Origin of the sequence: Streptomyces sp. NPDC005393 (assembly GCF_040606675.1) — a bacterium.
Taxonomy (GTDB): domain Bacteria; phylum Actinomycetota; class Actinomycetes; order Streptomycetales; family Streptomycetaceae; genus Streptomyces.
Map to the genome: position 1 here is coordinate 1 of NZ_JBEXFG010000065.1, position 14,181 is coordinate 14,181.

Consider the following 14,181-nt stretch of genomic DNA (forward strand, 5'->3'; position numbering starts at 1 on the left):
GTGAATCCGGCGAAGGCTGGCTCTTCCCGATGTCGCGGTAGCGCCAGGTTTCGTAGAGGCTGTGTACTTTCCCGTCACCGGCGTCGCCGGGACGACGCGGCGGGCCGGCCGCTGCGGGCGGCGCCGCCGCCTCGCTGCGGGCCGCCCTGCGCGGCCGCACGCTGCCCAGCCCCCGCCTCACCGGGCTCGGGGCGGGGCTGCTGACCACGCTGGCCATGCTGGCCTTCGGGTGCCTGGACGGGCTGCTGTTCTCCGGCTCCGCGACCGTCTACAGCGTCTTCTTCCTGCTGGCGTGCGCGGTCTGCGGGCTGTGGGTGCGCCCTGCCGATCTGCTCGCGGGGCCGGTGACGATGCCGCTCGCCTACACGGTCGGGCTGCTGCCGATCAACGACGGCGCGCAGGGGGTCAGCGGGCAGGCTCTGGGCGTCTTCACCGCGCTGTCGCTGCACGCCGGCTGGCTCTACTCCGGAACGCTGCTGACGGTGCTGATCGTGGTCGTACGCCGGGCCACCCTGATCACCCAGCGCCGTCGGCAGACTCGGCCGCGGCCATCGCGGCACCCACGATCCCCGCATTGTTCTGCAGCTGCGCAGGCACGATCTCGGCTCTGACGTCCTCGATCAGCGGCAGGAACTTGTGGGCCTTACGGCTCACCCCGCCGCCGATCACGAACATCTCGGGCGAGAAGAGCATCTCCAGGTGCTGGAGGTAGGTCTGCACCCGGTCCGCCCACTGCGACCAGCTCAGGCCGTGGTCCTCCTTGACCTTGCTCGAGGCGCGCTTCTCCGCCTCGTGGCCGTGGATCTCCAGATGGCCCAGCTCGGTGTTGGGCACCAGCACTCCGCGGGTGAAGACCGCGCTGCCGATGCCGGTGCCGAAGGTGAGCATGATCACCGTGCCCTTGTGGCCGCGGCCGGCGCCGAAGGTCATCTCCGCGACCCCGGCGGCGTCCGCGTCGTTCAGCACCGTGACCGGGCACCCCAGCCGCTCGCCGAGCAGGGCGACCAGATCGACGCCGATCCAGCTCTTGTCGACGTTGGCGGCGGTACGGATCGTCCCGTCCGTCACCACGCCCGGGAAGGTCACCCCGACCGGCCCGCCGGACCATGCGAAGTGCCGGGTGACCTCCACCACCCCGTCCACGACCGCGTCGGGCGTGGACGGGTGCGGGGTGAGCACCTTATGGCGCTCCTCGGCGAGCTCGCCGCGGTCCAGGTCCACCGGCGCGCCCTTGATCCCGGAGCCGCCGATGTCGACGCCGAACACCCTCGCGGTGGGGCCGCCTCCGCTGGTCACCGCTCGGACCCGCCTGCCGTGCCGCCGGCCGCCTGGGACGCCTCGGCCCGCAGATCCCGGCGCAGTTCCTTGGGCAGCGAGAAGGTCAGGCTCTCCTGCATGGGCTGGATGACCTCCACATCGCCGAAGCCGCGCTCCGCCAGCCACTCCAGGACGCCCTCGACGAGCACGTCCGGCACGGAGGCGCCCGAGGTCACGCCGACGGTCGTCACGCCCTCCAGCCACGCCTCGTCGATCTCGCTCGCGTAGTCGACCAGATGGCCGGCCTTGGCGCCCGCGCCGAGCGCGACCTCGACCAGCCGCACCGAGTTGGAGGAGTTCTTGGAGCCGACGACGATGACCAGGTCGGAGTCGGCGGCAACCTGCTTGATCGCGATCTGGCGGTTCTGGGTGGCGTAGCAGATGTCGTCGCTGGGCGGGCTGATGAGCTGCGGGAAGCGCTCCTTGAGCGCGTCCACGGTCTCCATGGTCTCGTCGACCGAGAGGGTGGTCTGGGACAGCCAGACGACCTTGGACTCGTCGCGGACCTCGACGTTCTTCACATCGTCCGGACCGTCGACCAGGGTGATGCGGTCCGGCGCCTCGCCGCTGGTGCCGATGACCTCCTCATGGCCCTCGTGACCGATCAGGAGGATGTCGTAGTCGTCGTTGGCGAACCGGACGGCTTCCTTGTGGACCTTGGTGACCAGCGGGCAGGTCGCGTCGATGGTGGCCAGTTTGCGCTGGGCCGCCTCCTCGTGGACGACCGGCGCGACACCGTGCGCCGAGAAGATCACGATGGAGCCCTCGGGCACCTCCTCCGTCTCGTCGACGAAGATCGCGCCCTTCTTCTCCAGGGTCCGGACGACGTATTTGTTGTGGACGATCTCCTTGCGCACATAGATCGGCGCGCCGTACTGCTCCAGGGCCTTCTCGACGGCGATCACGGCACGGTCGACGCCCGCGCAGTAGCCACGCGGGGCAGCGAGCAGGACCCGGCGGGCGGAGGTTGCAGTCATGTCCCCCATGGTAGGGGCGCGGACCGGGGGTGCTGTCGGTGGTGGCCGATACCCTCGCGGGCATGGCTGTCAACACGTCCGCACAGGAGCCGATCCCGGTCGGCGAGGTGTCCCGGCTGATCGGGGGGTGGATCGACCGGCTCGGGGCGGTGTGGGTCGAGGGGCAGATCACCCAGCTGTCCCGGCGCCCCGGGGCCGGGGTGGTGTTCCTGACGCTGCGCGACCCCAGTTACGACATCTCGCTGTCCGTCACCTGCTTCCGCGCCGTCTTCGACAAGATCGCGGACACGGTCTCCGAGGGCGCCCGGGTCGTGGTGCACGCCAAACCGGAGTGGTACGCGCCGCGCGGCCAGCTGTCCCTGCGGGCCGCCGAGATCCGGCCGGTCGGGGTCGGCGAGCTGCTGGCGCGGCTCGAGCAGCTGAAGAAGGCGCTGGCGGCCGAGGGGCTGTTCGCCGCCGACCGCAAGAAGCCGCTGCCCTTTCTGCCCCAGCTGATAGGGCTGGTCTGCGGGCGCGCCTCGGCCGCCGAGCGCGATGTGCTGGAGAACGCCCGGCTGCGCTGGCCCGCCGTCCGCTTCGCGGTGCGCAATGTCGCGGTGCAGGGGGTGCACGCGGTGCCGCAGGTGATCGAGGCGGTCAAGGAGCTGGACGCGCTGCCGGATGTGGATGTGATCGTGGTGGCGCGCGGCGGCGGCAGCGTGGAGGATCTGCTGCCGTTCTCCGATGAGCAGCTGGTACGGGCTGTGGCGGCGTGCCGTACGCCGGTGGTCTCGGCGATCGGCCATGAGCCGGACTCGCCGCTGCTCGACCTGGTCGCCGATCTGCGTGCCTCCACGCCCACCGACGCGGCGAAGAAGACCGTGCCGGATGTGGGCGAGGAGCTGGTGCGGATCCAGCATCTGCGCGAGCGTGCGCTGCGCAGTGTGAACGGGCTGCTGGACCGGGAGGAGCGGGGGCTCACGGCGGCGCTGGCCCGGCCGTGCATGCGGCAGCCGCACCGGATGGTGGACGAGCGTGCGGAGCAGATCGCGGCGGTGCTCGACCGCGCCCGGCGGTGCCTGGGCCATCTGCTGGACCGGGCGGATTCGGAGCTGACGCACACCCACGCCCGGGTCGTGGCGCTCTCCCCCGCCGCGACGCTGCGGCGGGGCTATGCGGTGCTGCAGCACGGCGACGGTTCGGTGGTGCGGGCGGCGGACGAGGTGACGGCGGACGAGGAGCTGCGGGCGCGGGTCAGCGAGGGCGAGTTCACGGTGCGGGTCGCTGTCGGACCCGCTGAATAGGGTGAGGGGCATGGCGAAGACGGACGAGAAGACGGCCGGGCAGGCGGACGAGCAGTCCCCGCTGGGCTATGAGCAGGCGCGGGACGAGCTGGTCGAGGTCGTGCGCCGGCTGGAGGCGGGCGGCACCAGCCTGGAGGAGTCGCTGGCGCTGTGGGAGCGCGGTGAGGAGCTGGCGAAGGTGTGCCGCCACTGGCTGGAGGGCGCTCGGGCGCGGCTGGACGCGTCGCTGGCTGAGTCGGACGGCGGGGGCGGCTCCGAGGACACCGACGAGGGCTGACCGCAGCGGCGGGGGCGGCTGTGATGCGAAACACCTCACCCACCCATTTAGTTGAACATTAATCTAAACGTCGTACAGTGGGTGCTGCCATTGACAGCACCACCGTGAGCAGAAGGTTTTCGCCATGACTCTCGCCCTCGACCCCGCCGCCCAGGACCTGCTCTTCCGCGAGGCCCGCACCGCCAACACCTTCACCGACGAGCCGGTGACCGAGGAGCAGGTGCAGGCGATATACGACCTGGTCAAGTACGCGCCGACCGCTTTCAACCAGTCGCCGCTGCGCGTCGTCCTGGTCCGCTCCGCCGAGGCCCGGGAGCGTCTGGTCGCGCATATGGCCGAGGGCAACCGGCCCAAGACGGCCACCGCCCCGCTGGTCGCGATCCTCGCCGCGGACAACGAGTTCCATGAGGAGCTGCCGGCCCTCTTCCCGGCTTTCCCGCAGGCCAAGGACCTCTTCTTCGCCGAGCGCGGCGCCCGTGAGCAGGCCGCTGCGCTCAACGCCTCGCTGCAGGCCGGTTACTTCATCCTGGGCATCCGCGCCGCCGGTCTGGCCGCCGGCCCGATGACCGGTTTCGACGCCGTCGGTGTCCAGAAGGAGTTCCTGGACGACGACCACACCCCGCTGATGGTGATCAACATCGGTAAGCCGGGCGCGGACGCCTGGTACCCGCGTGGCCCGCGCCTGGCGTACGACCAGGTGGTCACCACCGTCTGACGGTCTCCGCCGTAACCCCCCGCCGTGCTCAGCCCTTCTCGGAGGTGAGCGCGGCGGCCATCTTCGTCAGCTGCCCGTACGACGCGGTCCCGGTGACCACCGTGGTCACCCCCGGCTCCCGGTGCACCAGCGCGTCGTACTTGTCGCCCTCGTAGCGGATCCACTCCTTGCCGTCGATCCGCCGCTTCTCCTTCGTCTCCCGCGCCTGCTGGGTGACGTCGTCGATGAACGGCACCGCCCGGCCGTCGCTCTGCTCGATCGCGACGTACTGCTGCCCCGGGTCCAGGAAGCCGAGGTGCCAGACCGCGCCGCCCTCGCCCGCGCCGCTGCCGGGGGCGGTGGGGCGGTAGGTGACCGAGGTCGCACGCCAGCCCTTGGGCAGCGCGCCGGGCTGGGGAGCTGCCACCGGATACGGCGCGGCACGGCGGGCCGTGTCCAGCTCCACGCGGTAGTCGACTGTCTTGACGCCGGCGCCCCTGCCGCCCTCGTCGTGCGGAATGCCGAAGACATAGATGCCCGCCGCGACGACGCCGATCGCCGCCAGCGACAGCACCATGTCCCGGACCGTCTCTTTGCCTCGCATACCTGCCACGCCCCCTATCGTCCCTCATGGCCTGGCCGTGCCCCGCAACAGGGCCGTGCTCATTCGCGGGGTCCACTGCTCACCTTCGCAATCAGCGGATAAAGTCATGAGCACCCTCTCCCTCCTGGCCCGCTTCCGGCGAGGAGGGGCCTTCCGGCCGTCGCCGTACAGAAAGGTGCGCTCCGATGACCGAGCATCATCTGCCGTCCCAGCTCGAGGTCAGCCCCGCGGCTCCCGATCGCAACCTCGCCCTGGAGCTCGTCCGGGTCACCGAAGCGGGCGCCATGGCCTCCGGCCGCTGGGTGGGCCGCGGCGACAAGAACGGCGCGGACGGCGCCGCCGTCAAGGCCATGCGTTCCCTCGTGCACACCGTGTCGATGAACGGCGTCGTGGTCATCGGCGAGGGCGAGAAGGACGAAGCCCCGATGCTCTTCAACGGCGAGCGCGTCGGCGACGGGACCGGCCCGGAGTGCGATGTGGCCGTGGACCCGGTGGACGGGACCACGCTCACCGCCAAGGGCATGGCCAACGCCGTCTCCGTGCTCGCGGTCGCCGAGCGCGGCACCATGTTCGACCCGTCGGCGGTCTTCTACATGGACAAGCTCGCCACCGGCCCCGAAGCCGCCGAGTTCGTCGACATCACCGCGCCCCCCGGCGTCAACATCCGCCGGATCGCCAAGGCGAAGAAGTCCAGCCCCGAGGACGTGACCGTGGTGGTCCTCGACCGCCCCCGGCACGAGGGCATCGTCAAGGAGATCCGCGAGGCGGGCGCCCGGATCAAGTTCATCTCCGACGGCGATGTGGCCGGCGCGATCATGGCCGTCCGCGAGGGCACCGGCGTGGATCTGCTGCTCGGCATCGGCGGCACACCGGAGGGCATCATCGCGGCCTGCGCGATCAAGTGCCTCGGCGGCACCATCCAGGCCAAGCTGTGGCCCAAGGACGACGACGAGCGGCAGCGCGCCATCGACGCGGGCCATGACCTCGACCAGGTGCTGACGACCGACGACCTGGTCAGCGGGGACAACGTCTTCTTCGTCGCCACCGGGATCACCGACGGCGATCTGCTGCGCGGGGTGCGGTACCGCGCGGAGACCGCCACCACCCAGTCGCTGGTCATGCGGTCCAAGTCCGGGACCATCCGGCAGATCGACTCCACCCACCGGCTGTCCAAGCTGCGCGCCTACGCCTCGGTCGACTTCGAGCGCGCCCGCTGATCCGCCCCGCTGACATGCCACGGGCCGGGTCCCGCCTCCCCGGCGGAGCCCGGCCCGTCACCAAAACGTTCACCCCGCGGCGGCGACCCGCACGGCACGCTGCAGCTCCGACTCCCGGCGCCGGCGGCGGGCCAGCACGACCCGGCGCTCGGCCGCGGTCAACCCGCCCCACACCCCGTACGGCTCGGGCTGGAGCAGGGCGTGCTCCCGGCACTCGACCATGACCGGGCAGCGCGCACAGACGCGCTTGGCGGCCTCCTCCCGCGACAGCCTCGCAGCCGTGGGCTCCTTGGAAGGAGCGAAGAACAGCCCGGCCTCGTCCCGGCGGCACACCGCCTCCGAGTGCCAGGGTCCGGCCTGTTCCCGAGCGGGGATGCGCTGCGGCGGCACGGCGGCTTCCAGCAGGGGCTGATGCGGTTGCAGCACGGTCTACTCCTGACGACGGCTCCGGTGGTCACCCTTGCCCGCCTCGCGCCGTACGGCCCCTTAGCACCCCCATCAGCCGTACGAGAGACGATGCACCAAGCCTTACCCGCTGTGCGCGCGCTTATGCACACTGTTGCCCCGCCCGGAAATTCCCTCCGCACGGCCGTTCTTCAGGCGTTACGCCCGCAGGTTCTTCAGCCGTTTTCCCCGCTTGGGCTTGGCATCGACCCCGCCGAAGAACGCGAAGCCGCTGACCTGGATCACCGGCGCGTCCGGGTCCGGCGCCTCGTACGTCGCGACATCGAAGCCCCCGAAGATCCCGGCGCCCGAGCCGTGCAGCGTGACGTTCTCCGGGACCTTGATCTCCACACCCCCGAAGACGACCGAGACGTGGATGACGATCTCGCGCTGCTCGAAGACCGCCTCGGTGAGATCGATCTCGACGCCGCCGAAGAGCGCGAAGACGTTCGTACGGCGCCTGACCCGCCAGCGGCCCTTGCGCATCGCACCGCCGAAGATCGCCACCAGGTTCTCCGCCCCGGGTGAGGTGCGGGGCCGGGCCCCGGCCTCCGCGTCACGCGCCGGACCCGCCGACGCGGCACCGCGGACGGGGGCGGCCGGCAGATCATGGACCAGGGGCTCCAGTTCGCCGACGGTCTTGGCCCGGTAGACCGCGTCGATCCGCTCGGCATGCTCCTCGGGCTGAAGCCGCCCCTCGGCGAGGGCCTCCCGCAGGATGTCCGCGATCCGATCGCGATCCGCGTCGGACGCCCGGAGCGTCGCCGCCGGGGCAGGCGCGGGAACGGGGGCGGACTTGGTCAAGGGCACCGGCTGCTGCTCATCCACGCGCTCAGAGTACCCAGTCGCGATAGATCGCGACTAGGGGTCGAGACGACCCGGCGGACGGAGTCCGGCGCAGCGGCCCGAAGCCTGTGAGGCCCCAGGGCCGAACATCGCGAGGGCAGCGAACCAAGCCGGGGCTGGATCGCGACCAGGGGTCGAGACACTGAGCCTTACCTCACAGCTCAGGCTCCGCGGCCCCGTTCTACGCTTATGGGCGCGCTGTCGACGATGTCAGCCGTAGCCCCCGTCGAGTGAGGAATGGCCGCGATGCCAGAGTTTGCCTATTCGGACCTGCTGCCTCTCGGAGAAGACCCGACGCCCTACCGTCTGGTGACCTCCGAGGGCGTGAGCACCTTCGAGGCCGACGGGCGGACCTTCCTGAAGGTCGAGCCGGAGGCGCTGCGCCGGCTGGCGGCCGAGGCGATGCACGACATCTCGCACTATCTGCGCCCCGCGCACCTCGCCCAGCTGCGCCGGATCCTCGACGACCCCGAGGCCAGCCCCAATGACCGCTTCGTCGCGCTCGACCTGCTGAAGAACGCGAACATCGCGGCGGCCGGTGTGCTCCCCATGTGCCAGGACACCGGCACCGCCATCGTCATGGGCAAGCGCGGCCAGAACGTGCTGACGGAAGGGCGCGACGAGGAGGCCCTGTCGCGCGGGGTCTTCGACGCGTACACCAAGCTCAATCTGCGCTACTCCCAGATGGCCCCGCTGACCATGTGGGAGGAGAAGAACACCGGCTCCAACCTGCCGGCCCAGATCGAGCTGTACGCGACCGACGGCGGCGCGTACAAGTTCCTCTTCATGGCCAAGGGCGGCGGCTCGGCGAACAAGTCCTTCCTCTACCAGGAGACGAAGGCGGTGCTCAACGAGGCATCGATGATGAAGTTCCTGGAGGAGAAGATCCGCTCGCTGGGCACGGCCGCCTGCCCGCCGTACCACCTGGCGATCGTGGTCGGCGGCACCAGCGCCGAGTACGCGCTCAAGACCGCGAAGTACGCCTCCGCGCACTACCTGGACGAGCTGCCCAGCGAGGGCTCCCCGACCGGCCACGGCTTCCGCGACAAGGAGCTGGAGGAGAAGGTCTTCGAGCTGACGCAGAAGATCGGGATCGGCGCGCAGTTCGGCGGCAAGTACTTCTGCCATGACGTACGGGTCGTCCGGCTGCCCCGGCACGGCGCGTCCTGCCCGGTCGCCATCGCCGTCTCCTGCTCCGCCGACCGCCAGGCGCTCGCTAAGATCACCTCCGAGGGCGTCTTCCTGGAGCGGCTGGAGACCGACCCGGCGCGCTTCCTGCCGGAGACGACGGACGAGCAGCTCGACGAGAGCGACGTCGTACGGATCGACCTCAACCGGCCCATGGACGAGATCCGCGCCGAACTGTCCAAGCACCCCGTCAAGACCCGGCTCTCGCTCACCGGTCCGCTGGTCGTCGCCCGCGACATCGCCCACGCGAAGATCAAGGAGCGGCTGGACGCGGGCGAGGAGATGCCGCGGTACCTGCGCGACCACGCGGTCTACTACGCGGGCCCGGCCAAGACCCCCGAGGGCTATGCCTCGGGCTCCTTCGGGCCGACGACCGCGGGCCGGATGGACGCGTACGTGGAGCAGTTCCAGACGGCCGGCGGGTCGTTCGTCATGCTGGCCAAGGGCAACCGCTCCCAGCAGGTCACCCAGGCGTGCGCGGCACACGGCGGCTTCTACCTGGGCTCGATCGGCGGCCCGGCGGCGCGGCTGGCCCAGGACTGCATCAAGAAGGTCGAGGTCCTCGAGTACGAGGAGCTGGGCATGGAGGCGGTCTGGAAGATCGAGGTCGAGGACTTCCCGGCGTTCATTGTCGTGGACGACAAGGGTAATGACTTCTTCACCGATCCTGGTCCGGCCCAGCCGTTCGTGAGCAGCATCCCGGTGCGACCGGGAGCCTGAGGACGGAGCTCACCCGACGGCCAGGACGGCGCCCGCTTCGACGGACGGAGTCCGGCGCAGGCGCCCGAAGCTTGGGAGCCCCCCAGGGGCCGAGCAATGCGAGGGCGGCCAACGAGGCAGGTGCCCCTGGTCCGGCCCAGCCGTTCGTGAGCAGCATCCCGGTACGGCCGGGAGCCTGACCGGGAGCCTGACCGGGAGCCTGAGGACGTACGACGGCCTGAGGCCGGTACGGCCGCGGGCCTGAGGCCGGCAAGGAGGGCCGGGCGGGCGCTGCCGTCCGGCCCCTCCCCCGTTCCGTCACCCCTTCAGCGCCGCCTCAAAGGCCCCCGGCCGCTGGTCGATACCGCTGCACCGGGTGTTGGGCACCACGGCATCGGTCTGGTCGGGACCCGCGGCGGGGTCCGGGGCGCCACTCGTGTCCGGGGTGCACGGCTGGTCGCGTTCGGCGGACCACATCGAGAGCCGTCCGATGCCCTTCTCGGCGGCGAAGCGGGCAAGACCGGCCGCGTCCTCCAGGGTGAAGATCTCGCCGGTGACGTTGTTGACCCCGATCATCGGCGTCACGCCGAGCGTCTTCCAGGCGTCGGCGTCGGACAGCCCGAGCACCTCGCGGACCCGGGCGTGCGCGGCGATGGCCGCCTGGACGGCGTAGTCGCCCATGTCGCCGGTGTGCTCACCGCTGTAGTTCATCGCCATGATGTTGACGGCCGACGGGGTGATGCCCTGCTCCTTGGCCTGTCCCAGCAGGGCGACGCTCGACTCGGTCAGCCCGTTGGGCATGGCGGGCAGAGTAAAGGAGACGTCCAGGCCCCCATGGGTGCGCTGGAGCAGCGCGAGGGCCTGTACCCGGCGGGCGGTCGCGTCAGCGTCGGTGAGCCCGTCGCCCTCGACATCGAAGTCGACCTTGGTCACCCCGTAGCGCTCGACCACATCGGTGTAGGCGGCAGCGAGTTCGGGAATGTCCGTGCAGGCGGTGGCCAGCTCGGTGCCCTCGGCGCCGCCGAAGGAGATCCGTACGGCGCCACCCGCCCGGCGTACGGCCTCGATACGGGTCTCAAGCGCCCGGTCGTCGAGTGAGGTCCCGCCGTCCCACACCGGGTCGCAGCCCTCGCCCGCGACGATGAAGCCCAGCGTGAACTCCTTGACGCCGCGCGCCGCCGCGGCGGTCATGTCGTACGGCGAGTCCGCCCAGGCGCTGACGTAGGGGACGAAGTCGGCGGGGGGCGGCGGGGCGGGGGGCGACGCCTGGGGCAGTGAGGGCGCGGGGTGCGGGTCGGACGGTGTCTCGTCCCCGGCCCATACGGCGATGGTGGCGCAGACCACCGCGGCGGCCACGGCGATTCCGCTCATGCGGGGGCTGGCCCTCATGGCTCTGGCTCCTCCTTGTGGTCCTTTTGTGCGGCATCGGGGGCATCCGCCGCCCGTGCCCGGTTCTCCCCCGCCAACCTCGCATACTCCATGAACCGTCACGAACTATGACACACCGCATGTTTGACTTATATGTCGCATGTCGTATTTTCTGGACTAGCCTCTCCGGTATGGATCCTCAGTCAGATGTGGCCGAGCGCGCACCGTCGCGCCCCCTCCGCCCTGAGGTGGTCAGGAAGGGGCCCGTGTTCGTGGACCTCTCCGGGCGCCGTGGCCGGCTGGTGCGGCATGCGGGCGTGGTGGCGGGGGCCGTCTGCTTCGGCTACTCGGCGGTCCTGGGGGTGGGCTTCGCGGGCGGTACGGCCATCGCCCCCGAGACGCTGATCCCGGGGCGCCCCGTCGCCACCGAGGCGTTCGGCCGGGAGCCGAAGGGCGCTCCGGACGGACACTCAGTCGCGCGGAAGCGCTCCGCCGAGCACACCCCGAGCGACCGTGAGAGCAGGCCGCGCCCTGAGCACCGGCACGCCCCCACGCAGCCGCGCCCGCTGGCCGCCCGGCAGCCCGCGGCCTGGCACCCCGTCATCACCACCCAGCCGCGCCCCGCGCCGCCGCAGCCGGCCGCGTCCGCGCCGCGCAGGGTGGCGCCGAGGCCCGCCCCGACACACTCCCGGCCCACCGGCCACGCGCCCGGTGCCGGACCTCGGCATCCCGAGCGTCCCGCGTCCCGGCAGCCCTCCCCGGCGCATGCGCACCCGGGCGCCGGTCATTCCGCCAAGCCGCCTGTGGACAAGGCGCCCGGCCCGTCGAAGAAGCCGCCCGCCGGGGCCAAGCCCCCGGCCAAGGGCCCCGGCCACACCCATAACCCCAATGGCCCCAAGAGCCCGCAGAATCCCAAGAACTCCCACGGTCCCAAGCACCCCGCCGGAGCCGGGGCCGATACCGATGTCGAGGCCGATGGCACCGGCCATCCGCAGGCCGAGGACGACGCGTCATGACCGGTGGCAGACAGCCGAGGCTGCCGCGTCCGCGCCGTACCGCGAAGCCGCGCACCGAACCCCGTACGCCGATCCGCGCCATGGTCCGCGCCAGGCCCCGCGACAAGGCCCGCACCCGCGTCCGTACCCGCACCCGGATGGTGCTCGCGCTCGCGACCCTCCTCGCGTTCGTCTGCGCGCTGCTGCTCGACGGCTATCTGCACGCCGAGATCGGCAACGACGCCCGGGTGCACCGCTCCCATCCCTCGCGCACGGTCCCCGACCGGCTGCGCAAGGGCGGCCCGGTGATCACCTTCGACCGCCGGGGGAAGGCCACCGAGCACTCCATCCCGGCCAAGACCATCGCACTGACCTTCGACGACGGCCCCGACCCCCGCTGGACCCCGAAGATCCTCCAGGTGCTGCACCGGCACAAGGTGCCCGGGACCTTCTTCGTGCTGGGCCAGATGGTGGTCCGCCATCCGGATCTGGTCCGCCGGATGCGGAACGCGGGCCATGAGATCGGTGTGCACACCTTCTCCCATGTCGACCTGTCCTACCAGGACCAGGGGCGGATGGACCGCGAACTGGCCCAGTCCCAGCTGGCGCTGGCGGGCGCGGCGGGGATCAGCAGCTCGCTCTTCCGGGCGCCGTACGCCTCCAAGGTCCGCGCGATCGACGACCGCACCTGGCCGGTTCAGCAGCACGTGGGCGCCAAGGGCTACATCAGCGCGTTCGTGGACACCGACAGCGAGGACTGGCAGCGGCCCCCCGTCAAGGAGATCGTCCAGAACGCCACCCCCGACGGCAAGAAGGGCGCGTCCGTGCTCTTCCACGACGCGGGCGGCAACCGCTCGCGGACCGTGAAGGCCCTGGGCCGCTACATCGACCAGATGAAGAAGAAGGGCTACTCCTTCACCACCATCACCGGCGCGCTCGGCGCCCGGAGCGCCAACCACCCGGCCCAGACCGCCCGGGTCTGGGAGGGCCGGGCGCTCATCTGGGCCGCCGGGCTCACCCACAACGCCCTGCCGGCGCTCGTCGCGATGCTGGGCCTCGTGGGGATCTCGGTGATCGGCCGGCTGCTGCTGATGGTGGTCCTCGCCTGGTGGCACCGGCGCTCCCGGGAGCGGCGGCGCTGGATGCGGGTGCAGCAGGTGGACGATCCGGTGAGCGTGATCGTGCCCGCGTACAACGAGAAGGAGTGCATCGCCAACACCCTGAACTCGCTGGCCGCCTCCACCCATCCGATCGAGATCCTGGTGGTGGACGACGGCTCCACGGACGGCACCGCCGACATCGTGGAGGCGATGGCGCTGCCGAACGTCCGGGTGCTGCGCCAGCAGAACGCGGGCAAACCCGCCGCGCTCAACCGGGGCATCGCCCACGCCCGCCATGAGCTCATCGTGATGATGGACGGCGACACCGTCTTCGAGCCCACCACCATCCGCGAGCTGGTCCGCCCCTTCGCCGACCCACGGGTCGGCGCGGTCGCGGGCAACGCCAAGGTCGGCAACCGCAACCGGCTGATCGGCGCCTGGCAGCACATCGAGTACGTGATGGGCTTCAACCTCGACCGGCGGATGTACGACCTGCTGCGCTGCATGCCGACCATCCCCGGCGCGATCGGCGCCTTCCGCCGCCGCGCGCTGCTGGACGCCGGGGGCATGAGCGCGGACACCCTGGCCGAGGACACCGACATCACCATCGCCCTGCACCGGGCCGGCTGGCAGGTGGTCTACCAGGAGCACGCCCGTGCCTGGACCGAGGCGCCGGGCACCCTCGGGCAGCTGTGGAAGCAGCGCTACCGCTGGAGCTACGGCACCATGCAGGCGCTGTGGAAGCACCGCCGCTCGCTCATCGACCGGGGCCCGTCGGGGCGGTTCGGCCGGGTCGGGATGCCGCTGGTAGTGCTCTTTCAGATCATCACACCGCTGTGCGCCCCACTGATCGACCTCTTCACGCTGTACGGGGTGATCTTCATCGACCCGGTGCGGTCGCTGCTGGCGTGGGGCGCCCTGCTGATGGTGCAGCTGCTGGGGGCGGCGTACGCGTTCCGGCTCGACCGCGAGCGCTACCGGGCCCTCGCCGTACTGCCGCTGCAGCAGATCGCCTACCGCCAGCTGATGTATCTGGTCCTGCTGCACTCCTGCGTCACGGCGGCGACCGGTGCCCTGCTGCCCTGGCAGAAGCTCAAGCGCACCGGGGAGGTGGACACGCCCCGGGCGCCGGAGGCCGTACGGTGACCGGGCTCACCCGGTGGGCTCCGCCG

At 71.2% G+C, this 14,181-nt stretch carries 14 protein-coding genes and 1 pseudogene; 8 read left to right on the top strand and 7 right to left on the bottom strand.

Translation table 11 applies throughout. From position 1 onward, the window contains the following. Positions 1–82 (bottom strand): annotated as a pseudogene (locus ABZS71_RS32320) (GNAT family N-acetyltransferase); the annotation flags it as partial. Between the two features lie 133 nt (positions 83–215). Here ABZS71_RS32320 and ABZS71_RS32325 point away from each other — a divergent pair. Further along, the gene (locus tag ABZS71_RS32325; protein WP_356215700.1) at positions 216–611 is read left to right on the top strand and encodes a DUF6542 domain-containing protein; all 396 of its coding nucleotides are present in this window, start codon (positions 216–218) and stop codon (positions 609–611) included. Here the strand turns inward: ABZS71_RS32325 and ppgK are convergent. Further along, positions 517–1,296: a polyphosphate--glucose phosphotransferase gene (ppgK, locus tag ABZS71_RS32330; protein ID WP_356215702.1), complete on the bottom strand. Its 780-nt coding sequence runs from the start codon at positions 1,294–1,296 to the stop codon at positions 517–519. The genes ABZS71_RS32325 and ppgK overlap by 95 nt on opposite strands. Further along, a complete protein-coding gene (locus ABZS71_RS32335) occupies positions 1,293–2,303 on the bottom strand; it encodes a 4-hydroxy-3-methylbut-2-enyl diphosphate reductase (RefSeq protein ID WP_355857857.1) in 1,011 nt (336 codons plus the stop codon). The genes ppgK and ABZS71_RS32335 overlap by 4 nt, the downstream gene beginning before the upstream one ends. Positions 2,304–2,356: 53 nt before the next feature. On the opposite strand from ABZS71_RS32335, the gene xseA reads away from it, so the two are divergent. The 3 genes from xseA (at position 2,357) to ABZS71_RS32350 (ending at position 4,569) form a co-directional block, all read left to right on the top strand. Further along, entirely contained in the window at positions 2,357–3,577 is a 1,221-nt protein-coding gene (xseA, locus tag ABZS71_RS32340; protein ID WP_355857854.1) for an exodeoxyribonuclease VII large subunit, read from the top strand. A gap of 10 nt (positions 3,578–3,587) precedes the next feature. After that, on the top strand, positions 3,588–3,854 hold the full coding sequence (locus tag ABZS71_RS32345) for an exodeoxyribonuclease VII small subunit (protein WP_356215704.1): 267 nt from the start codon (positions 3,588–3,590) through the stop codon (positions 3,852–3,854). Between the two features lie 124 nt (positions 3,855–3,978). After that, positions 3,979–4,569 (top strand): malonic semialdehyde reductase, encoded by a 591-nt coding sequence (locus tag ABZS71_RS32350; protein ID WP_355857848.1) that lies wholly within the window; start codon positions 3,979–3,981, stop codon positions 4,567–4,569. Between the two features lie 28 nt (positions 4,570–4,597). Here ABZS71_RS32350 and ABZS71_RS32355 read toward each other — a convergent pair whose 3' ends face one another. Next, complete coding sequence (locus ABZS71_RS32355) at positions 4,598–5,152, bottom strand: DUF4245 domain-containing protein (protein WP_356215743.1); 555 nt, start codon at positions 5,150–5,152, stop codon at positions 4,598–4,600. Positions 5,153–5,337: 185 nt separating this feature from the next. Here ABZS71_RS32355 and glpX point away from each other — a divergent pair, with 185 nt between their 5' ends. Further along, positions 5,338–6,369 carry a class II fructose-bisphosphatase gene (glpX, locus tag ABZS71_RS32360; protein ID WP_355857845.1) on the top strand — a complete coding sequence of 344 codons (1,032 nt, stop codon included), beginning with the start codon at positions 5,338–5,340 and terminating at the stop codon, positions 6,367–6,369. A gap of 69 nt (positions 6,370–6,438) precedes the next feature. Here glpX and ABZS71_RS32365 read toward each other — a convergent pair whose 3' ends face one another. After that, positions 6,439–6,795, bottom strand: coding sequence for a WhiB family transcriptional regulator (locus ABZS71_RS32365; protein WP_355857842.1), 357 nt, complete (start codon positions 6,793–6,795; stop codon positions 6,439–6,441). A gap of 177 nt (positions 6,796–6,972) precedes the next feature. Next, on the bottom strand, positions 6,973–7,641 hold the full coding sequence (locus ABZS71_RS32370; protein WP_356215706.1) for a DUF1707 domain-containing protein: 669 nt from the start codon (positions 7,639–7,641) through the stop codon (positions 6,973–6,975). 255 nt (positions 7,642–7,896) lie between these two features. Here ABZS71_RS32370 and ABZS71_RS32375 point away from each other — a divergent pair, with 255 nt between their 5' ends. After that, positions 7,897–9,567, top strand: a complete 1,671-nt coding sequence (locus tag ABZS71_RS32375) for a fumarate hydratase (protein ID WP_356215708.1) — start codon at positions 7,897–7,899, stop codon at positions 9,565–9,567. A gap of 297 nt (positions 9,568–9,864) precedes the next feature. On the opposite strand, the gene ABZS71_RS32380 is transcribed toward ABZS71_RS32375, so the two are convergent. Then, positions 9,865–10,935, bottom strand: a complete 1,071-nt coding sequence (locus ABZS71_RS32380; RefSeq protein ID WP_356215710.1) for a chitinase — start codon at positions 10,933–10,935, stop codon at positions 9,865–9,867. 170 nt (positions 10,936–11,105) lie between these two features. Here ABZS71_RS32380 and ABZS71_RS32385 point away from each other — a divergent pair, with 170 nt between their 5' ends. Both ABZS71_RS32385 and ABZS71_RS32390 read left to right on the top strand, forming a co-directional pair. Then, positions 11,106–11,930: a hypothetical protein gene (locus tag ABZS71_RS32385; protein ID WP_356215712.1), complete on the top strand. Its 825-nt coding sequence runs from the start codon at positions 11,106–11,108 to the stop codon at positions 11,928–11,930. A gap of 80 nt (positions 11,931–12,010) precedes the next feature. Next, entirely contained in the window at positions 12,011–14,155 is a 2,145-nt protein-coding gene (locus tag ABZS71_RS32390) for a glycosyltransferase (protein ID WP_356215746.1), read from the top strand. Positions 14,156–14,181 lie beyond the last annotated feature (26 nt).